This window comes from Flavobacterium tagetis, from assembly GCF_016735615.1.
In the GTDB taxonomy this organism is placed as follows: domain Bacteria; phylum Bacteroidota; class Bacteroidia; order Flavobacteriales; family Flavobacteriaceae; genus Flavobacterium; species Flavobacterium tagetis.
Genome location: NZ_JAERSF010000001.1, coordinates 711,731 through 734,731 on the forward strand (window position 1 = coordinate 711,731; position 23,001 = coordinate 734,731).

Here is a 23,001-nt window from a genome sequence, read left to right on the forward strand (position 1 = left end):
AAAAAGGCTGTCCATTTCTAGACAGCCCTTTTTCATTACTAACCAAACCTAATTTTTAATAAACTTCACAACACGAACTTTATTATTCTCGTCAAACGTCTTTACGAGATACAATCCAGAAGTTAAACCACTTACTGAGAATTGATAATCTGCATTTCCATTTGTATTAAATGTCTTTACTAATTGTCCTGTAATAGAATAGATATCTACTTTTGAGGTTTTAAAACCTAAAGTAAAATAATCGGCGACAGGATTTGGATATAAGCTTACCTGATTTCCATTTTCAAAATCTTCTATTGCTAAATTTGCAACTTTGTTTCCGTAAATTCTATATTCTCCTGCTGGAAGATTTACTGGAACATTAACATCTGTTACTGTGATAGTGGTATTATCCATTAAATTATACCAAGTTCCTACATACGGAAAACCAGTTGCAAGGTTTTGAGCCGTAGTATCAAAATTTGCTAAGATCAAAACATCTTTTAGCTGTGCAGAAGTCAAAGTGCTGTTTGTAATTTTGATATTTACTGTCAAAGAAGCCGCATTGTTCATTGTTGCTGTTCCTAAAAATACTGGCTCCATTTTTTTAAGCGTAATCATCTTAGCCCAATCGTTGTAAATTTTATTTCGATTAGAATCACCCAACCAATTTTCTGTCCATTGCGGCTGTGGTTTTGTATCTAATTTACAATCACCTGGAGTTGAAGACGATTCATCATTTACAGTTCCATTATTACAGCTAAAAATAGAATCATCCATTCCTAGTTCTCCAAAATGCCAGATCATTTTTGGTCCTGGAATTAATAAAGAAACCGCACCAATAGCAGACATTCTTGATAGTGCTGTATTTAATGTCTTTACATTATAACTTCCGTTTGAAGCTCCGTATTGTACATTTTTATACATCAGACGTTCTTCGTCATGGCTTTCAGCATAACCCATTAAACGATTGGCAACAAAACCACGATTTGCACTATTCATTCTATAAATATTGCTTTCAGAAGCATATCCCATTGACAATTGATTGTACTCTTTTGTCATTTTACCCCACATCATAACACCTTTACTTGGTGTTTCTGTAACTCTGTAATTTGCCCATTGCTGTTCTTCAGCATCAGACCCTAAGTGCTCAAAAATAGTATAATGTGTTGGATCTATTGCCCAAGAAAAATCAGCGTATTTTTTCAGAATATCTACACGATCTTGTTGGTATGAATCGGTACAAACATTATCGCTTGACGTGCATAATTGTGTAAATCCTTTGGTTAAATCCCAACGGAAACCATCTATTTTATATTCTTCAATCCAATGTTTGATAACTCGATTTACATAATATTGCGTTTTTAATGATTGATGATTAAAGTCTTCACCTACACTATAACTGTGTTTTGCTACAGTATTAAAATAAGGATTCTCTGCAGTTGGCGATCCAAAACCGTCTCCATCAGGATCATTCATCCACATTCTCACCATTGGATTTCTTCCAAAAGCGTGATTTAACGCAACGTCAAGAATTACAGCAATTCCGTTTTGGTGGCATAAATCAATAAACTCTTTTAATTTATCTGAAGTTCCGTAAAACTTATCCAAAGCCATATGAAATGAAGTATTGTAACCCCAGCTTTCATTGCCCTCAAATTCCATTACAGGCATTAATTCGATCGCATTGATTTTAAGATTTTTAAAATAATCTATTCGATCAATTAAACTTTGATAACTTCTTGATGCATCAAAATCACGAACTAAAACTTCATAAACAACTAATTTTTCCTTTTGTGGTTTTTCAAAATTAGTTACCTGCCAATTATATGGGCCCTGTCCTGTTTTTAAAACTGTAACCTCAAAATTTTGTCCTGTTGGATAAACAGGCATATTTGGATATTTTGAAGCAGGAATTGAAGAATCGTCATAAGGAGATAATACTAAAGTTGAATATGGATCTGCAATTTTTACCATTGATGGCGAATTTACAAGTGGCGTTGCATCGACAACCCAATACTGATATGTATTGTTTTCACCTGAAACTAAACCTGTAATTTCTAACCAAAACTTCCCAGAAGACGGGTCTTTTTTCATGGCATAAGCCGATGTTGGCTGCCAATTATTAAAACTTCCCGCTACATATACAAAATCTTTTAGAGGTGCATCTAACACCAAAGTTGCCTTTGTAAAATCGGCAGAATTATAATTAATTCCATCAACCATACCTGCTGGCATAGCTTCAGAAACTGTATTCGGATTTATAACTACTGCAAATTTCTTTGAAACTACGGTTGCTCCTTGAGTAGCAATCAATTCATAATTTTGATTCGCAGTAATATTAGTATGTGTATAAGAATAACTTGAAGTACTGGTATTTGAATTGATTGTCGTTCCGTTAGCTTTTAAAGTATAACTCCCCGCACCTCCAGTATTTGTTGCCATAATATTAAAACTTGAACCAGAATTAATGATTGTGGTACTATTTTCGGCTGGAGAAGTCAAAGTAACTTGAAAAGATCCTACATTAAGAAAAAAATCAGAACATGATGGCGCCAATTTCATCGTCTGACTTCCATTCGCGCTTCTAAATACAATTCCCATTTTTGTCGCAGCAGTTTGCTGAACCGATGTTAATCCAAAATAGACGCTAGGAGTAATTGTAATGCTCCATGTTCCATTTGCGTTTTTAGTCATTAATCCAACACCATCATCTGCTCCCCAATTTCCTTTAGCAGTTTGCCAAGGACTTGCATCTGTGCCTATTCCAGAATGCATATAAACTTTTGTTGGATTTGTTCCCATTGTATTGCAGGTACTAGATGCAAAAGAAGCCGTAATCGTAATAGGCTCATTGACCTGAAACACTGCTGGTGAAACCGATATTTGTTGAGCATGAATAGCAAGTGTCAGTAAAAAGAAAATAAAAAGTATTGTTTTTTTCATAATCTCGTGGTTTGTGTGGTTAGTTAGTTTGATTAAAAAAGGGCTATCTGGAGATAGCCCTTTTTTTTGTAAATTACATTAAAACTAGTCTAACGTGATTTTTTTCGCACCATTGTCAATAGTTAAAACTCTTTCTCCAGTTGGTCCAGTATATTTAAAGTTACTATCACCATCACCAGCGTTTACTAATTCATCATCGATAGTGTAACCTAATCCTGAATAGTAAGTATAATTATGACTTGCATCCCAGTTACCATTACTTGTAAAGTTATTTCCTAAAAATTCTCTAAATGCTTCTCCGCTTTTAAGAACAACTTTTACTTGATAAACATCTGTTTTACCAACTACTAATGGGAATTCTGTTTCAGCATCACCATCCCAAGACCATCCTCCTGGAGTAGCAGCACCAACTAACCAGTGAGAAGTTGCTAGTGGAGTGTGATAAGGAGTTGCTTTAAAAGTATAGAAATTAGAATATTGCGCTTCTGCTCCAGTACCAACTGTCGCTTTGATACGAATATCAACATTGTTTTCTTCTTTCTCAATAAAACCACCGTTAATTAAAGCTGAATTTAATTCTGCAACAGTTAAAGCTCTGTAACGTTCTGTTGTTGTAGTAACTGCAACAGGTGCAGCAAATTTTGTTCCTGCTTTTGCAATTTCAATTGTATAATTAATAACAGTTGCTGTACCATCGTATTTTGCATAATCCCAAATTACTGTAGTCGCAATCTCTTTTTCATTTTCCTTTGTTAGGACAATATTAAAATCGTTTTGTGGGCTAAGCAAAACCGGTGCTGATTCTGGTGTAATTACCGGTCTGTCTTCTACATCATCAGCATTACATGACACTGCTAATACACCAATGAATGCGATTAAAATTTTATATATATTTTTCATTTTATTTACTTTTTATAAGGGTTAGTTAGTATCCTGGATTTTGTTTTAAAGTTGGGTTTGCTTGAATAGTTCGTGACGGAATAGGCATCAAGTCTCTGAATGAGTCTGTACCACTACCATTTTTTACGCCACCTTTCCATTGCCAGATTTTAGACGATCCTGTGAATTTGCCAAAACGAATTAAATCTGTTCTTCTATGACATTCCCAAAACAATTCACGTCCTCTCTCATCTAAAAGAAAATCTAATGTTAATTCAGAATTTGTAATAACACCTGCACCAGCTCTTGCTCTAATTTTATTTACATATTCTAAAGCTAATGCAACATTACCAGACGATGCACCTCTTAGTGTAGCTTCAGCGTACATTAAATACACATCTGACAATCTGTACATTGGAAAGTCTGTGTCTGGCATATCTGGTCTTTGCGCTTTAGAACCATCAGAATTTATATTTGTAAATTTTGTCACCGCATAACCGTTAGTAAATACTCCATAATCAGCTATATCCAAAGTTTGTCCATCAGTAAAAAATGTCCCTCTCTTATCAGAAGCTGCATTTACATCAGGAAATAATTGAACAAATTCTGGTCTTGTTCTGATACCAGACCAACCTCCATCCATTCCTTGATCGGCACTAACCATTTTTCCTCCTATAGATGCGTGCAAAATAAAACTCATACCTCCACCTATTGCTCTAATTGCATTTCCATCTCCAACAATTGGGAAAATAACTTCAGTTTGCGCTCCATTTCTATTATTATCAGCAGAAAATAAGTAACGGTAAGGTACATTTGCAAAAGTATAAGCAGAACCCGTTACAATTTCGTTACATATTGTAGCTGCTTCATTATATCTTTCCGTTCCTGTATATACTTTGGAGTTTAAATAAATTTGTGCTAATAAAAATTTAGCAGCTGTTTTATCAACTCTACCATACTCATTTGATCCAGATGGAGCCAAAGTAGCATCCATATCTTTTAATTCTGACTCTACAAAAGCAAAAACTTCTGCTCTTGTTTTCTGTTCTGGATAGAAAAATCCAACAGGATCATTTTCAGTAGTAATTGGTACATTTCCAAACAAGTCCATTAAGTTAACATAAGAGAATGCTCTTAAAAAACGTGCTTCTGCTCTTAAAGTACTCACTTCTGCTTTTAAATTAGCATCAACACCTCTCGCAGATAACTTCTCATCTGTTGTTTGTCTTAAAAACTCATTAGCCACACTGATTTCATAAAAAGCTCGTGAAAAAATTCCGTACAAGAACTGATTACTTGGGCTCCATTTTTGTCCATTTATAGCTGGCAAACCATCATCACTCCAAGCAACAATAGCTTCATCCGTTGGAAACTCCTGAGTAACAAACATCAATCTAAGGTAACTACTGAAATCTCCTCCAAGTCCAGAAATATCAGCTTGTCCGTCACCATCATTACCCCCTACATACAAACCTGCATATAATTTTGCCATTACTTGCTTGTACGATGCTGGATCTTGAAAAAAGTCATCAGAAAGAAACTCATCATCATCTGTTGGCTTCACATCTAAGTCACTCGTACATGAAGTAAGTGTCATACTTAATCCTAATATAAATAGGAGAAAATAAGATATATATTTAAATGATATTTTCATTTTGTTTATTTTTTAAATTTAATTTTCAATGTACTATTAGAAATTCGCGTTTACTCCAAACAAGAATGTTCTCGCTCTCGGATAAACATTATTATCTATTCCGTTGAATTTTTCAGGATCTAAACCATCGTATTTTGTAAGTACGAAGACGTTTTGAACTCCAGCTGTAAATCTTAATGAAGCCGCTTTTAATAATGTTTTATCAAATGTATATCCTAATACAATGTTGTCTAACTTAATAAAAGAAGCATCTTTTACGTAATAATTAGAATAATTACGTTGTGTTCCGTTAGAGTTACTTTCAGTTGTAAAACCTGTATTGTAATAATCTTTTGTAATATTTGCTAGATCTGAATCTCTTCTTAAACCTGCTTGCAAATATCCTTTATCAGAACTTACGTTATCGAAAATATAGTTTCCTAAACTAGCTCTCCAGTTCATTACAAAATCGAATTTTTTGTAATTCAAAGTAGAATATAACCCGAAAGTATAATCTGCTGTTGGTTTATGATATTTATAACGGTCAGCATCTGTAATTACACCATCACCATTTCTATCAGCATAAGCACCTTGAATAGGTCTTTTGTTTGCATCATATAATTGCTCAAATACAAAGAATGAATTTGGCGCGTACCCTTCTGAGTGAATTAACACCTGATTTCCTGTACCACCAGCAATTACATCACCAGTAATATACCCTTGGAATCCAGGAACCTGAACTCCTAAATCAGAAATTTTCTGATCAATGTACGTTACGTTAGCAGCAAGATTCCATGTTAATTTATCATTTTTGATAATATCAGATTGAAGACTAAACTCAACCCCTTTTGTTCTTACGCTACCAATATTACTATATCCTTGATTTCTAATATTTGCTCCATCTGGAACTGGAATCTCAGCCAAAAGATCATTAGATTTTTTATCAAAATAGTTAACAGAACCCGTCAATCTTTCTTGAAAGAATCCAAAATCAACCCCAAGGTTCATTTCAGCTAAGTCTTCCCATTTGATATCTTTGTTATATCCTTCTGGCCTTGCTGCTCTATAAATAACACCATCAAAAACATATTGTGTATTTAGCGTTCCCAATGTTACACGCTGCAAATAATCGTATGCACGCGGAATATCTTGTTGCCCAGTGGTTCCGTATCCAACTCTTAATTTTAAACTAGATAAAGTTTCATTGTCCTTTAAGAATGCTTCTTCTGCTAAGTTCCATGCAAAAGCACCTCCTGCAAAATTACCCCATCTATTTTCTTTAGAGAAACGTGAAGTTCCGTCTCTTCTATAGTTCACAGTTAATAAATATCTACTGTCATATCCTAAATTCAAACGTCCAAAATACGACTGTAAGTTAACGTCTGCATCTGTTGTAACATCCGCAGGCGGATTAGGCTGTTTAATATCTCCTGAGTTAAATCCTTCTCTCTGGAATAGCTGATAGTTGTAACCAGCTGTAGCATCAATTTTAAACTTACCAATATCTTTAGTATAATTAAAGTATGTATTTAAGTTTTTGTTCTGACGAGTATCTGTATAATGAGTATATCCTCCTAAATTAACCCAGTTACCTTTATCAAATGTGTTAGGCTGGTATCCTAAAATACTTTCAGTACTGATTGCATTGTAACCATCACTATCAAATTTATCGATACCTGCTTCGGCAACGATTCTTAAATCTTCAAAGAAATGAAATTTATAATCTAATCTAATATTACCCCATTTTCTTGTAGATGTTGCTCTTCTGTCTTCTTGATTTAATCTTGCTACAGGGTTTCTCGCTGGCAACAATGGTACATTTCCATTTGCTTCTAACCATTCAAAGTATCCTCCATATCTAGAACCTTCTTGATAAACTGACTGTGTTGGATCAAATATAATAGCACTACTAATTGCTGCTCCTTCATTTTGAAACTGATTTTTTCCAAAAGCTAAATTTCCTGTAATATCGATTTTTAAATGATTATCAAATAAAACTGGATTTAACGATAACGATGTCGTAGTTCTCTCAAAAGAAGTATTCATTAATATTCCAGGATTATCAACATTACCTACAGATAAACGCACAGGAAGTTTATTAAATAATGAACCACTTACCGATATGTTATTATTTGTTGTAAGGGCCGTGTGAAAAATTTCATCCTGCCAATTAGTATTTGCTGTACCAAGTAAAGCTTTTTGAGCTGGAGTACCGTTTGCATTTACAATTGCACGATATTCATCAGCATTCATAACATCAACAGTATTAGCAACTGTATTTATACCAACTTGTGAACTGAAATTTACTTTCACACCACCTTTAGTTCCTTTTTTAGTTGTAATTACAATTACTCCATTTGCAGCACGAGAACCATAAATTGCTGCTGCAGAGGCATCTTTAAGAACAGTGAAAGATTCAATATCATTAGGGTCAATTGTAGATAAAACACTAGTTGCCCCATCAGGAACTGAATTACTCATTGGAAGTCCATCGATAACAATTAACGGCTCATTAGAAGCACTTAAAGAAGACCCTCCACGAATTCTAATATCTGCCTTCGCTCCCGGAGCTCCTCCTCCAACAACATTAACACCAGCAATACGTCCGCTGATTAATGTCTCAGGAGTTACGTTAATCCCTTTATTAAAGTCTTTTGCAGCAATTTGAGAAACAGATCCTGTTGCATCTTTTTTCTTCACAGTTCCGTAACCAACTTGCACCACAACTTCTTTAAGCTGATTGGTGTCTTCTTCTAAAGTAACGTTAAGTGTTTTTTGACCTGTGTACTCAATTGTTTCTGTTTTGTAACCAATAAAAGAAACAACAATTTTGTTACCATTTTTAACATTTGATAGCTGGTAATTTCCATCAAATCCAGTTGATGCACCATTTGGAGCACCTTGTACATTTACATTTACCCCCGGTATTGGCTGACCTGTCGTTTTATCAACAACAGTCCCTTTTAAAGTGTTCTGAGCCAACACTGTAAAAGGCAACAATAGGAATAAAAATAACAACTTTTTGTAAATTGTTTTCATACTTTTTGTTTAAATTAGTTTTGAGTTTTTGAACGTTAGTTAAGTTTTTAATTTTACTTCGAATTTCAAAATTATGAATTTATTAACATGCTCGACAGCAGGCACTTTTTATTGCTTTACGAAAACGTGGTAGTGTTGAAAACTTTCTATTTTTTGTAATCTTTCAGTGTTAAAATTGCAAATACCAAAAATATTATACACCTTTATTATTAATTAGATTTTTTTCGATTAACTCCATGAAACGTAAAATAACACTCAAACAGATTGCAAAGGAACTCGACGTATCCATTTCAACTGTCTCAAAATCACTCAGAAACAGTCTTGAAATTGGAGAAGAAACACGCCTAAAAGTTCAGGCTTTTGCAAAGTTTTACAACTATAAACCGAACAATATTGCCCTTAGTTTAAAAAACCGAAAAACGAAGAGTATCGGTATTATTATTCCCGAAATTGTACACTACTTTTTCTCTACTGTAATCAACGGAATTGAACAGGTTGCGAACGAATATGGCTACAGTGTTGTCATCTGTGTATCTGATGATTCTTTTGATAAAGAGGTTCTAAATATGGAGATGTTAGCCAACGGCAGTATTGATGGTTTTATCATGTCTCTTTCTAAAGAAACGCAGTATAAAGGCGACTTTCATCACATTACAGAAGTGATCAATCAAGGAATGCCCGTAGTCATGTTTGACCGCGTTACCAACGACATTTTATGCGATAAAGTAATTATTGATGATAAATCTGCAGCGTATGAAGCCGTTCAGAGTTTAATCGACAGCGGACGTAAAAAAATCGCACTCGTAACAACAGTTGATTATGTAAGCGTTGGAAAATTAAGAACTGACGGTTACGAAAAAGCTTTATTAGATAACGGATTACCTTTTAATGAAGATTTAATCATAAAAATTGAAGATGTCGATACTTGCGAAATAACCATTTCTGAGCTTCTGCACGCCAGAGCTTTCGATGCTGTTTTTGCTGTAAATGAACTTTTTGCAGTAACAATTATTAAAACCGCAAATAAAATGGGATTGAAAGTTCCCGAAGATATAGCCGTAATTGCTTTTACTGATGGGATTATTTCTAAATATTCGACTCCAACCATTACTACCGTAAGTCAGAGTGGCGAAAAAATGGGGAACAAAGCGGCTAAAATGCTTATAGAAAGAATAGAAGCCGAAGAAGATGACGACGAAGAACACAACGAAAATTATATTACAGAAGTCATAGAAACTCATCTTATAAAACGAGAATCTACTGACTAATTTTCTAAAAATCAATACTTTCTAAAGCCATAAAAAATATTTATGGCTTTTTTATTAGCATATATAAAAAAATAATTTATAATTTTACGCCCGTCAAGGCTTTTAGTTTTACTTCGAAAGAAACAAAGTTTTGATAAGCAAAGCGCTTATCGTATAATTTTCACAAATTACGATAATGGAAAAGCGTAAATTAAGTTTCTGGGAAATCTGGAATATGAGTTTCGGTTTCTTAGGAATCCAAATGGGGTTTGCACTACAAAATGCAAATGCCAGCAGAATTCTTCAAATTTTTGGTGCCGACGTACATGAACTTTCGTGGTTCTGGATTATTGCTCCCCTTATGGGATTAATAGTGCAACCCATTATTGGTCATTACAGCGACAAAACCTGGGGAAAATTCGGCAGACGAAAACCTTTCTTTTTAGTAGGAGCCGTTTTAGCTTCGGTGGGATTAATTTTAATGCCACAGGCTAATATTTTCATTTCTGTTTTACCTGCCTTATGGGTTGGAGCGGGAATGTTAATGATTATGGACGCTTCTTTCAATATTGCAATGGAACCTTTCAGAGCACTTGTTGGAGACAATTTAAGAACAGATCAGCGTACTGCAGGATTTAGCATTCAAACTTCTTTAATAGGTTTTGGAGCCGTAATCGGTTCTGCATTGCCATACATTCTTACGAAATACTTTGGCGTACCAAATAGCACAGTTCCGGGAAGTGTTCCGTTAAACTTGACGTTATCATTCATCATTGGCGCAGCAGTTTTAATCGGTTCAATCTTAGTTACATTATTCACAACTAAAGAATATTCGCCAGAAGAATTGGCAAAATTTGAAGACCCGCAAAATGATGCGATTTCAGATTCTGAGGAAAAATCAAAAATCACAGACATCTTTACCGATTTTGCAAAAATGCCAACTACAATGCGTCAGTTAAGCTGGGTACAGTTTTTCTCTTGGTTCGGATTGTTCGGCATGTGGGTTTTTACCACTCCAGCAATCGCACACCACATTTATGGTTTACCTTTAGAAGATACATCAAGCCAGCAATATCAAGACGCTGGTGACTGGGTCGGAATCCTGTTTGGTGTTTACAACTTAGTTTCTGCCATTGTCGCTTTGTTTTTCTTGCCCTATATCGCTAAAAAAATTGGAAGAAAAGCAACACATTCTCTTTCATTAGTTATTGGAGGAATTGGATTAATCTCCATTTATTTCATGCCAAATGAAGATTGGGTTGTACTTCCAATGATCTTAATCGGAATTGCTTGGGCGAGTATCCTAGCAATGCCTTACGCTATTCTCGCGGGTTCAATTACACCGAAAAAAATGGGAGTTTACATGGGAATCTTCAACTTCTTTGTTGTTATTCCACAAATTGTAAACGCTCTAATTGGTGGTCCAATTGTAAAATACCTTTACAATGGAGACGCAATTTATGCCTTAGTTACTAGCGGTGTTAGTTTCTTAATCGCCGCAGCTTTAGTATCTAAAGTAAAAGACGTAGACGACTTTACTCAAAAATCATAATAAAGAATTTTCCACACAATGAGCAAAAAAGCATTCATATTCGATCTTGATGGAGTGATCGTTGATACCGCTAAATACCACTTTTTGGCTTGGCAAAAAATTGCCAAATCGTTAAATATCAATTTTGCGCACGAAGATAACGAACTTCTAAAAGGTGTTAGCCGTGTTCGTTCGCTAGACATTATACTTGGGTTAGGAAATGTTCAGGCTACTCAAGAACAAAAAGATCAATGGTTAATTCAAAAAAATGAAGATTACCTATCTTATTTAGTTGACATGGATGAAAGTGAGGTTCTTCCAGGAGTTTTAAAAATTCTAAAACTATTAAAAGATAAAAACCAAGGAATTGCATTAGGTTCTGCCAGTAAAAATGCAAGACCAATTTTAGAAAAAACAGGCGTTCTGTCTTACTTTAATGTTATTGTTGACGGAAATGACGTTACCAATGCAAAACCAGACCCTGAAGTATTCTTAAAAGCGGCTCAATTATTAAATATTGATCCAAAAGATTCAATCGTATTTGAAGATTCGGTTGCCGGAATTCAGGCGGCAAACATAGGAGAAATGGTAAGTGTGGGAATTGGTGAGGAAACAATTTTACATGAAGCTGACTATATTTTTAAAGATTTTACCCAAATCACAGCAGACTTTATAGAAAAATTAATCAATTAGAAAATGTGCCAATTAGATAATTTCTGAATCGTACAGTTATCTCATTTTCTAATTAACTCATTATCAAATTAAACAAATGAATCAAGATTATATAAAACCAGACAATTGGTCAATTATCGAAGAAGGATTTGACGCAGAACGCGTAAAATCGTCTGAAAGTCTTTTTAGTATCGGAAACGGTGCTATGGGACAACGTGCCAATTTTGAAGAAACATATTCAGCAGAGACTTTCCAGGGAAGTTACATCGCTGGGATTTACTATCCAGATAAAACAAAAGTGGGCTGGTGGAAAAACGGTTATCCAAAGTATTTCGCTAAAGTTCTTAACGCTCCAAACTGGATTGGAATTGACATTGAAATCAATGAAGAAAATCTTGATTTGAACACGTGTACAGAGGTTAGAAACTTCCGCAGAGAATTGAATATGAAAGAAGGATGGTATAATCGTTCTTTTGAAGCAGTTCTTAAAAACGGAACTGAAATCGCGGTAAATGTTCGTCGTTTTCTTTCGTTAGATTTAGACGAAGCCGGAATCATTAAATACGATATTACACCTTTAAACAAAGATGCAAAAATCGTTTACAAACCGTATATCGATGCTGGTGTAACGAATGAAGATGCTAACTGGGAAGAAAAATTCTGGGAACCGCTTGAAGTTAAAAAAGGTACAAACGAAGCTTTTGTAACGGCTCAAACGTTTAAAACGCATTTTAAGGTTACGACTTTCATGCACAATACAATTTTGGCAAACGGAGAAAACATCAATGTTTCGCCATCAACAATCGATTCAACGGTAGATAAAGTTCAATATACTTACGGAACTATAATTGCAAAAGGACAAACCTCAACAATTCAAAAAATTGGAGGTTATACGGTTTCTTTAAACCATGAAAATACTTTGGCCGGAGCCGAAAAAGTAATCAAATCTGCTGTTGCTTTAGGTTACGAAACCTTACTTCAAAACCAAATCGATGCTTGGGCAAAAGTTTGGGAAATGTCAGATATTACAATTGAAGGTGATGTAAAAGCACAACAAGGAATTCGTTTCAACATCTTCCAATTAAACCAAACCTATTCAGGAAAAGATTCTCGTTTAAATATCGGTCCAAAAGGATTCACGGGAGAAAAATACGGTGGATCTACTTATTGGGATACTGAGGCTTATTGTATTCCATTTTACATGGCGACAAAAGACCAACAGGTTGCAAGAAATCTGTTGACTTATCGTTACAATCAATTGGGCAAAGCGATTGAAAACGCTAAAGATAATTTAGGTTTCAAAAACGGAGCTGCATTGTATCCGATGGTTACCATGAATGGTGAAGAATGTCACAACGAATGGGAAATCACGCACGAAGAAATTCACAGAAATGGGGCGATTGCTTTTGCGATTTACAACTACAACCGTTACACTGGCGATTACTCTTATATTCCAGAAAAAGGATTAGAAGTTTTAATCGGAATTGCGCGTTTCTGGCACCAAAGAGCTTCTTTCTCAAAAGATAAAAATCAGTATGTAATTCTGGGAGTTACAGGACCAAACGAATACGAAAACAACATCAACAATAATTTCTACACCAATTATATTGCAAAATGGTGTATTGATTTTGCTGCTGAACAAATTGAAAAAGTAGCTTCAGAATATCCTGCAGATCACAAACGCATTTTAGACAAAGTTAGCCTTTCGGCGAATGAAATTCAGGAATGGAAGAAAGTAGCAGATGATATGTACTTTCCAATTTCTCAAGAACTTGGAATCTATTTACAGCAAGACGGATTCTTAGACAAAGATTTAGTTCCTGTAAAAGATTTAGATAAATCACAGCGTCCAATTAACCAAAAATGGTCTTGGGATCGCGTTTTACGTTCGCCTTACATCAAACAAGCCGACGTTTTACAAGGTTTTTATTTCTTCGAAGATCATTTTTCTAAAGAAGAATTAAAACGCAATTTTGAGTTTTATGAATCATTTACGGTTCATGAGAGTTCACTTTCTCCTTGCGTTCACTCTATTCAAGCTGCAGTTTTAGATAAAATGGACATGGCATATACATTTTATTTAAGAACTTCTCGTTTAGATTTGGACGACTATAATAAAGAAGTGGAAGAAGGTTGTCATATTACATCAATGGCCGGTACATGGATGAGTATCGTGGAAGGCTTTGGAGGAATGCGTGTTAAAAATGACCAATTGCACTTCTCTCCAAAAATCCCAAAAGAATGGAACGGTTACTCTTTTAAAATTAATTTCAGAAACCAAATTCTTAAAGTAGCTGTAAATCACAACGAAACAACTTTTACTGTAGACGGCGATCAAGATTTAACAATTATCGTTAACGGAAAACCTGAAATTGCAAGTAAATTTGTACAAATAAATTAAATTACAATACACTAAAAATCTAAAAAACATGAAAAACTTATTTTTCGCAAGTTTAATCTTGTTGGCATTCAGCTCTATTGCAGAAGCACAACAATTAAAATCACCCGAAGGAAAGTTCGTAATGGAATTTTCTCTTCAAAACGACGGAACTCCAACGTACAATTTAAAATACAAAAACAAAGAAGTTGTAAAAACCAGTAAATTAGGTCTTGAACTTAAAGATGACAAAAAATCTTTATTGAACGACTTTACAATCGCTGACACTAAAACTTCAACTTTTGATGAAACTTGGAAACCAGTTTGGGGAGAAGTAGATCACATTAGAAATCATTATAATGAATTGGCGGTTACTTTAAACCAAAAAAGTACAGACAGACAAATCGTAATCCGTTTCCGTTTATTCGACGACGGTTTAGGATTCAGATATGAATTTCCGGCACAAAAGAATCTTACTTATTTTGTAATTAAAGAAGAAAGATCTCAATTTGCTATGACTGGAGATCATACAGCTTTCTGGATTCCAGGAGATTATGACACTCAGGAATACGATTATACAAAATCGAAATTATCAGAAATTAGAGGTTTATCTCAAAAAGCATATACTGCAAACGTTTCGCAAAAATCTTTTTCACCAACAGGAGTTCAGACTTCTTTGATGTTAAAAACGGCTGACGGAATCTACATCAACTTACACGAAGCAGCTTTGATTGACTATTCTTGTATGCACTTGAATTTAGACGATAAAAACTTAGTTTTCGAATCTTGGTTAACGCCAGATGCAAAAGGAGATAAAGGTCATATGCAGGCGCCAAATCATTCGCCTTGGAGAACGATTATCGTAAGCGATGATGCTAGAGAAATCTTAGCTTCAAAAATGACTTATAACTTAAACGATCCATCAAAAATTGACAATACTTCTTGGATTAAACCAGTAAAATACGTTGGTGTTTGGTGGGAAATGATTACAGGAAAAAGCTCTTGGTCATACACAAACGATTACCCAACAGTTCAATTGGGTGTTACTGATTTCGCGAAAGCAAAACCGAACGGAACGCACGGAGCAAATAATGCTAACGTAAAAAAATACATTGATTTCGCTGCTGCAAATGGTTTTGACGCTGTTTTAGTTGAAGGATGGAACGAAGGCTGGGAAGACTGGTTTGGACATTCTAAAGATTATGTTTTTGATTTCTTGACTCCTTACCCAGATTTTGATGTAAAAGGTTTGCACGAATATGCTAAATCTAAAGGTGTAAAAATCATCATGCACCACGAAACTTCAGGATCTGTTCGTAACTACGAGCGTCACATGGATGCTGCTTACAAATTCATGAACGATAACGGATACGATGCTGTAAAAAGCGGTTACGTAGGTGACATTTTACCAAGAGGTGAAAACCACTACAGCCAATGGATTGTAAATCACTATCAATACGCTATAGAAAAAGCAGCTGATTATAAAATTATGGTGAACGCTCACGAAGCAGTTCGTCCAACAGGAATCGCGAGAACGTATCCTAACTTAATTGGAAACGAAGCGGCAAGAGGAACAGAGTACCAAGCGTTTGGAGGTTCTAAACCAAATCACGTAACGGTATTGCCATTTACACGTTTAATTGGTGGTCCAATGGATTATACTCCGGGTATCTTTGAAATGGATATCAGCAAAATGAATCCTGATAACAAATCGCATGTAAACAGTACAATCTGTAACCAATTAGCTTTATACGTTACGATGTACAGCCCGTTACAAATGGCTGCTGATACTCCGGAAAACTACAACCGTTTTCCAGATGCATTCCAATTCATCAAAGACGTTGCTGTAGATTGGTCAGAAAGTAAATATATTGAAGCTGAACCTGGAGATTTTATCACGGTTGCGCGTAAAGCAAAAGGAACAAACAACTGGTTCGTAGGAAACGTAAACGGAGAAACTCCTCGTACGTCAAACATCGATTTCAGTTTCCTTGAAAAAGGCAAAAAATACACGGCAACAATTTATGCTGATGCAAAAGATGCGCATTACAAAACGAATCCGCAAGCTTACGTTATCAAGAAAATTGCTGTAACCAATAAATCAAAATTATCTCAGTTTTCTGCTCCGGGAGGAGGTTATGCGATAAGCATTATCGAAAACAAATAATTTAAATTAACCATATAAGAAATGTAAGTCCATTTAAATAGAAATCCCCCAGTTTTGTCTTAAATGTTCTTACATTTCTTATATGGTTTAAATTCATCTTTACTATGAAGAACCTAAAAACAAACCACACATTCTATAAAATAGTTTTAATGGTTTTGCTGTTTTCCGCTTCCACGAAAGCGCAAATCCAAAAAGTAGAACCACCATTTTGGTACGCAGGAATGAAAAATTCGGAACTGCAGATTATGTTCTACGGAAAAAATATTGCACAATATGAAGCTTCGGTTTCAAACAATGTTGCAATCAAAAACGTAGAAAAAACAGAAAATCCAAACTACCTTTTCGTAACCATCGACACAAAAGATGTAAAAGCTTCTGAATTAGTTTTCTCTTTCAAAAACAATAATAAAGTTGCCTTTAAACAAAAATATGTTCTTAAGGAAAGAAGAGCAAATTCGGCAGACAGAAAAAGCTACGATGCCTCTGATTTAATTTACCTAATCATGCCAGATCGTTTTGCTAACGGAAATACTAAAAATGACAGCGACGCTTCTTTAACAGAAAAAGGAAACCGTCAAGATCCAAGCGGACGTCACGGCGGAGATATAGAAGGAATTATCAAAAACCTAGATTATATTTCGTCTCTTGGCGCAACTACAATTTGGAGCACGCCTTTATGCGAAGACAACGATAAACAGCATTCGTATCACACTTACGGTCAATCGGATGTTTACAAAATCGATCCGCGTTACGGAACAAATGACGACTATGCACGCCTTTCTGCAGAAATGCATAAAAAGAACATGAAACTGGTTATGGATTACGTAACGAATCATTGGGGAATTACGCATTGGATGATGAGCGATATTCCAACCAAAACATGGTTCAATCAGTTTGAAACTTTCACTCAAACACACCACAGACGTGAAGTAATTACAGATATTCACGCTTCAAAAATCGATCAGGAAGTTTGTGTTGATGGCTGGTTCGTTCCTTCAATGCCAGATTTGAATCTTAGAAATCCTCTTGTTGCCAAATATTTAACTCAAAATGCCATTTGGTGGATTGAATTCGCCAATCTTGACGGATTTAGAGTAGATACTTATAATTATTCAGATAAAACGGCAATGGCAAATTGGGCAAAATCAATTACAGACGAATATCCGAATTTTAATATTGTGGGTGAAATCTGGATGCACAATCAGGCGAATTTAGCTTTTTGGCAGAAAGACAGTAAAATTGGTGCGATTGAAAACTACAATTCAAACCTTCCATCTGTAATGGATTTTACGCTTCAGAGTCAAATCACTTCTGCTTTCAGTGAAGATGAACCAAACTGGGACAGCGGATTGATTAAATTCTACAACAATTTTGCAATGGATTTTTTATATCCAAATACCAATAACATTTTGGTTTTTTCCGAAAATCACGATACAGATCGTATGAACGAAAAGTTCAAATATGATTTGCCGAAATATAAATTGGCTATGACTTTGTTAGCAACAGTTCGCGGAATTCCACAAATCTATTACGGTTCAGAAATCGGAATGGGCGGTGATAAAGGTAAAGGTGGTGATGCCGATATTCGTCAGGATTTTCCAGGCGGATGGGCTGGCGATAAAAACAATGCTTTCACCAAAGAAGGAAGAACTGCAGAACAAGCAGCTTACTTTGATTTCAGTGCAAAATTATTCAACTGGAGAAAAACAAACGAAGCCGTTCATTTCGGAAAAATGATGCATTATATTCCTGAAAACAATACATATGTATATTTCAGATATACAGATGCTAAAACGGTAATGGTAGTTTTCAATAACAATGCAAAAGAACAGGCTGTAAAAACAAACCGTTTTAAAGAAAGCATCAAAAACTACAAATCAGGAAAAGATGTTATCACAGGAAAAATATTCGATTTAGCTTCTGAAATTACTTTAGAACCAAAATCAGCTCTGGTTTTAGAACTAGAATAAAAACGAAATACGTTTAATTTTTTTCGCCACGAATTCACGAATTTTTTATTCTCAAAGATTGTCAAAAAATAATTCGTGAATTCGTGGCGGAAATTTATAGATATGTTATGAAAAAATACACTTTCCTTTTTTTATCTTTAGTATTCATAATTACGGGTTGTTCTGGCTCAAAATCAGTTACAATGAATAACGAAAATACTTCAAAGACACCTTTCGTCTGGGAAGGAGCAAATGTTTATTTTTTACTTACAGATCGTTTTTACAACGGAGACACTTCAAACGACGTCAATTTTAACCGAACCAAAACTCCGGGAAAATTACGTGGATTTGAAGGCGGTGACATCATCGGAATCACAAAAAAAATCGAATCAGGATATTTTGAAAAATTAGGAATCAATGCCATTTGGCTTACGCCGATTGTCGAGCAAATTCATGATGGCGTTGACGAAGGAACCGGACTGAGTTACGGTTTTCACGGCTATTGGACAAAAGATTGGACAGCTCTAGATCCAAATTTCGGAACAAAAGAGGATTTAGCTAATCTGGTAAAAAAGGCACACGAAAAAGGCATCAGAATCATTCTTGATGGAGTTATCAATCATACCGGACCAGTAACTCCAGAAGATCCCGTTTGGCCTTCTGATTGGGTTAGAACTGGCGTTGTCTGCGATTACAAATCGTTCGAAAATACAACCATGTGTACGTTGGTCGATAATCTTCCAGACATAAGAACAGAAAGCATTCAGGAAGTTGAACTGCCTCCTTTCTTAATTGAAAAATGGAAAAAAGAAGGTCGTTACGAAAAAGAAATTGCTTCTCTTGAAGAATTTTTCAAAAGAACAGGTTATCCAAGAAGTCCAAAGTATTACATTATAAAATGGCTTACCGATTATATCGTAGAATTCGGAATTGATGGCTACAGAGGAGATACTGTAAAACATACAGATGAAAATGTTTGGGCAGACTTTAAAAAAGAATGTGAATACGCCTTTGAAACTTGGAAAAAACATCATCCTTTACAAGTTCTGGATCAAAATCCGTTTTATACCATCGCCGAAATTTACGGTTACGGAATCAGCGGAGGGCAAGATTATGATTTTGGAGATCGAAAAGTAAATTACTTCCAAAATGGTTTCAACAGCATGATCAATTTTGAATTTAAATGGAATGCTGCTCAAAGCGATTATGAAGGTTTATTTTCTAAATATTCAAACGCTTTAAATAATGAATTAAAAGGCTATTCTGTCCTTAATTATATGTCTTCGCACGACGATGGCCAGCCTTTTGATGCCAATAGAACCAAAAGCATCGAAACTGCCAATAAACTATTATTATCTCCAGGAATGTCTCAGGTTTATTATGGAGACGAATCAGCTAGATCTTTAGTTATCGAAGACACTCAGGGCGATGCAACTTTACGCTCTAATATGAATTGGGACGATATTCAGAATAATCCTGAAACTCAAAAAACACTTTTGCATTGGCAGAAATTAGGTCAGTTTAGACGAAATCATCCTGCGGTTGGAGCTGGTGTTCATAAACTGATTAATCCGTATCCTTATACTTTTTCGAGAACGTTTACACAAGGCACTTTTACAGATAAAGTTGTTATGGGAGTAGATTTACCAAAAGGTAGAAAAGAACTTCCTGTTGGCGATATCTTCCCAAACGGAACAAAACTAAAAGACACATATTCAAATCAGGAAGTAGAAGTTATTGATGGAAAAGTGATTATCGACAATGATTTTGACATCGTTTTACTGGAACTGATTTAACCGCAAAGAGCACAAAGTTTTTTAGCCACGAATTCACGAATTATTTTTACAATCTTTGAGAATAAAAATTCGTGAATTCGTGGCTATTTAATTTTCACAAATCATTGTGTGCTTTGCGTAAAACTTTGCGACCTTTGCGGTTAGAAAAAACACTGCAAAATGCTAAAAATTGCACATCGAGGCGCCAAAGCCTACGAACCTGAAAATACTTTACAAGCTTTTCAAAAAGCCCTAAATCTAAATTCAGACGGAATTGAACTTGATGTTCATCTAAGTTCCGACGAACATATAATCGTAATTCACGACGAAACCATCGACAGAACTACAAACGGAAAAGGACTTGTAAATGATTTTACTTTAGTAGAATTAAAATCATTTTTGATTGATGGAAAATATCAAATCCCAACTTTAATCGAAGTTTTTGATTTGGTTGACAAAAAATGCCTAATCAATATCGAATTAAAAGGTTTAGGAACTGCTTCTAAAATTGTTGCGTTAATTGAGAAATATATTTCAGAAAAAAACTGGAAATACGAGGATTTTATCATTTCAAGTTTCGAATGGAATATGTTGGAGGAAACAGCAAACCTAAATTCAAATATTCCGATTGGTGTTTTAACAGAAGAAGATATAAATACTGCTTTAGCTTTCGCCGAAAAAATAAAAGCAAAAGCAATTCATCCTGATTTTAATTTATTGAATATTGAAAATGTTCAACAAATGCAGGAAAAAGGATTTCTGGTTTTACCTTGGACAGTAAACACAGAAGAAGACATTCAAAAAGTAAAAAGTTATAACGTAAACGGAATTATCTCTGATAATCCAGACAAAATATAAAAGTAAAATAGCCACGAATTCACGAATTATTTTTTTACAATCTTTGAGAATAAAAATTCGTGAATTCGTGGCTAACAAAAAAATATGATCAAAAATTTCGACATAATCATCGTTGGCGGAGGCGCTGCAGGTTTTTTTACCGCAATTAATATTGCAGAGAAAAATCCGAAACTGAAAATTGCCATTTTAGAAAGAGGAAAAGAAGTGCTTTCTAAAGTCCGCGTTTCCGGAGGTGGACGATGCAACGTAACACACGCTTGTTTTGAACCCAATGAATTAGTAAAATTTTATCCCCGAGGCGAAAAAGAACTTCGCGGGCCTTTTCATCAATTTTGTTCTGGAGATACTATCGAATGGTTTGAAAAACACGGCGTAGAATTAAAAATTGAAGAAGACGGAAGAATGTTTCCTGTTTCCAATTCATCCCAAACTATTATTGACTGTTTCCTTAAAGCAACAGAAAAACTAGGCATAAAAGTGCTGACAGGTCAAAGTGTTCAATCTATTTTCAAAAAAGAAAATCACTGGAAAATAGATACTCAAACGGATAATTACGCTGCCGAAAAATTAGTAATGGCAACGGGAAGCAACCCAAAAATTTGGGAAATGCTTCAGGAACACGGACACGCTGTTGTAAGCCCTGTTCCTTCCCTATTTACTTTCAATATCAAAGATTCTAGAATTAAAGAATTACCAGGCGTTGCGGCACAAGTTACTGTAAACGTAAAAGATACCAAATTAGAATCGACAGGACCTTTATTAATTACCCATTGGGGAATGAGCGGACCGGCAATATTGAAACTTTCGGCTTGGGGCGCAAGAATTCTGCACGATAAAAATTATCAGTTTACAATTTTGGTAAATTGGTTAAATGATGTTGATTTTGAAGATGCTGAAAAGATCCTAAAAGACTTAAAACAGGAACACGCTAAAAAAGCAGTTTCTAAAAAATCGCCTTTTGATTTCCCAAACCGATTGTGGGAAAGTTTGGTTCTGGCTTCGGGAATTGATTCTGAAACGAAATGGGCAGATTTATCTAAAATTCAATTGCAAAATCTAACTTCACAACTGACAAAAGCTGAATTTAAAGTAAACGGAAAAAGTACTTTTAAAGAAGAATTTGTAACGGCGGGCGGAATCGATTTAAAGGAAATCAACTTCAAAACCATGGAAAGCAAAATTCACGAAAACCTTTATTTTGCTGGCGAAATTGTAAACATCGACGCTATTACAGGCGGATTTAATTTTCAGAATGCCTGGACAAGCGGGTTTATTCTGGCTCAAAATATTTAATACAAAATGAAATTTAAAGGAATTATTTTTGATTTAGACGGCACGCTAGTAGATTCATTACACGATATCTCAGATGCGATGAATAAAGTACTTACCGCTCTAAGTTACCCAACACATAATTACGATACTTACCAGTATTTTATCGGAAGCGGTTTACGAAATTTGGTAAGCAAAGCTTTGCCTGCTTCAAACAGTTCTGATGATGAAATAGAAAGCTGTTTTGAATGCATGGTTGATGAATACTCAAAAATCTGCACATTGAAAACAAAACCTTATGACGGAATTGTTGAATTGCTTGAAAAACTGACTTCGCAAAACATTAAAATGGCAGTTTTCTCCAACAAAGCCGACGAATTAACGAAGAAAATAGCATCAGAAATATTTCCAAATCACTTTGACACAGCGGTTGGTTTGAGCACAGAAGAACTTAAAAAACCAAATCCGTTTGAGGCGATTGAGATTAGTAAAAAATGGAATTTAAAACCAGAAGAAATCCTTTTTGTAGGCGATTCTGATATTGATATGAAAACTGCTTTAAATGCTAATATGTTTCCTGTTGGCGTAACTTGGGGTTACAGAACAGAACAAGAATTGAAAAACAGCGGTGCAAAAACAGTTATTAATAAAGCTTCGGAACTGATTGCTATTTTATAAAA

General features: G+C 35.0%; 14 protein-coding genes. 10 read left to right on the forward strand and 4 right to left on the reverse strand.

Translation table 11 applies throughout. The features are described from left to right. Nucleotides 1-48: 48 nt before the first annotated feature. From JI750_RS03100 to JI750_RS03115, 4 genes are all read right to left on the reverse strand, one after another. The gene (locus JI750_RS03100; protein WP_201998915.1) at nucleotides 49-2,925 is read right to left on the reverse strand and encodes an alpha-amylase family glycosyl hydrolase; all 2,877 of its coding nucleotides are present in this window, start codon (nucleotides 2,923-2,925) and stop codon (nucleotides 49-51) included. Nucleotides 2,926-3,009: 84 nt separating this feature from the next. Further along, nucleotides 3,010-3,825, reverse strand: coding sequence for a SusE domain-containing protein (locus JI750_RS03105; protein WP_201998916.1), 816 nt, complete (start codon nucleotides 3,823-3,825; stop codon nucleotides 3,010-3,012). Nucleotides 3,826-3,850: 25 nt separating this feature from the next. Beyond that, entirely contained in the window at nucleotides 3,851-5,458 is a 1,608-nt protein-coding gene (locus JI750_RS03110; RefSeq protein WP_201998917.1) for a RagB/SusD family nutrient uptake outer membrane protein, read from the reverse strand. A gap of 36 nt (nucleotides 5,459-5,494) precedes the next feature. Beyond that, nucleotides 5,495-8,476, reverse strand: coding sequence for a SusC/RagA family TonB-linked outer membrane protein (locus JI750_RS03115; RefSeq protein WP_201998918.1), 2,982 nt, complete (start codon nucleotides 8,474-8,476; stop codon nucleotides 5,495-5,497). A gap of 236 nt (nucleotides 8,477-8,712) precedes the next feature. Here JI750_RS03115 and JI750_RS03120 point away from each other — a divergent pair, with 236 nt between their 5' ends. From JI750_RS03120 to JI750_RS03165, 10 genes are all read left to right on the forward strand, one after another. Further along, nucleotides 8,713-9,744, forward strand: coding sequence for a LacI family DNA-binding transcriptional regulator (locus JI750_RS03120; protein WP_201998919.1), 1,032 nt, complete (start codon nucleotides 8,713-8,715; stop codon nucleotides 9,742-9,744). A 175-nt stretch (nucleotides 9,745-9,919) separates the two neighbouring features. Next, on the forward strand, nucleotides 9,920-11,275 hold the full coding sequence (locus tag JI750_RS03125; protein ID WP_201998920.1) for an MFS transporter: 1,356 nt from the start codon (nucleotides 9,920-9,922) through the stop codon (nucleotides 11,273-11,275). An 18-nt stretch (nucleotides 11,276-11,293) separates the two neighbouring features. Next, nucleotides 11,294-11,947: a beta-phosphoglucomutase gene (gene pgmB / locus JI750_RS03130; RefSeq protein ID WP_201998921.1), complete on the forward strand. Its 654-nt coding sequence runs from the start codon at nucleotides 11,294-11,296 to the stop codon at nucleotides 11,945-11,947. Between the two features lie 76 nt (nucleotides 11,948-12,023). Next, nucleotides 12,024-14,327: a glycoside hydrolase family 65 protein gene (locus tag JI750_RS03135; protein ID WP_201998922.1), complete on the forward strand. Its 2,304-nt coding sequence runs from the start codon at nucleotides 12,024-12,026 to the stop codon at nucleotides 14,325-14,327. 28 nt (nucleotides 14,328-14,355) lie between these two features. Next, nucleotides 14,356-16,470: a glycoside hydrolase family 97 protein gene (locus tag JI750_RS03140; protein ID WP_201998923.1), complete on the forward strand. Its 2,115-nt coding sequence runs from the start codon at nucleotides 14,356-14,358 to the stop codon at nucleotides 16,468-16,470. 104 nt (nucleotides 16,471-16,574) lie between these two features. Continuing rightward, complete coding sequence (locus JI750_RS03145; protein WP_201998924.1) at nucleotides 16,575-18,440, forward strand: glycoside hydrolase family 13 protein; 1,866 nt, start codon at nucleotides 16,575-16,577, stop codon at nucleotides 18,438-18,440. A 107-nt stretch (nucleotides 18,441-18,547) separates the two neighbouring features. Continuing rightward, nucleotides 18,548-20,215 carry an alpha-amylase family glycosyl hydrolase gene (locus JI750_RS03150; RefSeq protein ID WP_201998925.1) on the forward strand — a complete coding sequence of 556 codons (1,668 nt, stop codon included), beginning with the start codon at nucleotides 18,548-18,550 and terminating at the stop codon, nucleotides 20,213-20,215. 159 nt (nucleotides 20,216-20,374) lie between these two features. Next, a complete protein-coding gene (locus JI750_RS03155; protein ID WP_201998926.1) occupies nucleotides 20,375-21,052 on the forward strand; it encodes a glycerophosphodiester phosphodiesterase in 678 nt (225 codons plus the stop codon). Nucleotides 21,053-21,136: 84 nt separating this feature from the next. Then, nucleotides 21,137-22,345 (forward strand): BaiN/RdsA family NAD(P)/FAD-dependent oxidoreductase, encoded by a 1,209-nt coding sequence (locus JI750_RS03160; RefSeq protein WP_201998927.1) that lies wholly within the window; start codon nucleotides 21,137-21,139, stop codon nucleotides 22,343-22,345. 6 nt (nucleotides 22,346-22,351) lie between these two features. After that, nucleotides 22,352-22,999, forward strand: coding sequence for an HAD family hydrolase (locus JI750_RS03165; RefSeq protein ID WP_201998928.1), 648 nt, complete (start codon nucleotides 22,352-22,354; stop codon nucleotides 22,997-22,999). Nucleotides 23,000-23,001 lie beyond the last annotated feature (2 nt).

Coding starts and splice junctions, on each gene's coding strand:
- JI750_RS03145 (WP_201998924.1), top strand. CDS start 16,575: ATGAAGAACCTAAAAACAAACCACACATTCTATAAAATAGTTTTAATG.
- JI750_RS03135 (WP_201998922.1), top strand. CDS start 12,024: ATGAATCAAGATTATATAAAACCAGACAATTGGTCAATTATCGAAGAA.
- JI750_RS03120 (WP_201998919.1), top strand. CDS start 8,713: ATGAAACGTAAAATAACACTCAAACAGATTGCAAAGGAACTCGACGTA.
- JI750_RS03100 (WP_201998915.1), bottom strand. CDS start 2,925: ATGAAAAAAACAATACTTTTTATTTTCTTTTTACTGACACTTGCTATT.
- JI750_RS03165 (WP_201998928.1), top strand. CDS start 22,352: ATGAAATTTAAAGGAATTATTTTTGATTTAGACGGCACGCTAGTAGAT.
- JI750_RS03125 (WP_201998920.1), top strand. CDS start 9,920: ATGGAAAAGCGTAAATTAAGTTTCTGGGAAATCTGGAATATGAGTTTC.
- JI750_RS03115 (WP_201998918.1), bottom strand. CDS start 8,476: ATGAAAACAATTTACAAAAAGTTGTTATTTTTATTCCTATTGTTGCCT.
- JI750_RS03105 (WP_201998916.1), bottom strand. CDS start 3,825: ATGAAAAATATATATAAAATTTTAATCGCATTCATTGGTGTATTAGCA.
- JI750_RS03110 (WP_201998917.1), bottom strand. CDS start 5,458: ATGAAAATATCATTTAAATATATATCTTATTTTCTCCTATTTATATTA.
- JI750_RS03150 (WP_201998925.1), top strand. CDS start 18,548: ATGAAAAAATACACTTTCCTTTTTTTATCTTTAGTATTCATAATTACG.
- JI750_RS03140 (WP_201998923.1), top strand. CDS start 14,356: ATGAAAAACTTATTTTTCGCAAGTTTAATCTTGTTGGCATTCAGCTCT.
- JI750_RS03160 (WP_201998927.1), top strand. CDS start 21,137: ATGATCAAAAATTTCGACATAATCATCGTTGGCGGAGGCGCTGCAGGT.
- pgmB (WP_201998921.1), top strand. CDS start 11,294: ATGAGCAAAAAAGCATTCATATTCGATCTTGATGGAGTGATCGTTGAT.
- JI750_RS03155 (WP_201998926.1), top strand. CDS start 20,375: ATGCTAAAAATTGCACATCGAGGCGCCAAAGCCTACGAACCTGAAAAT.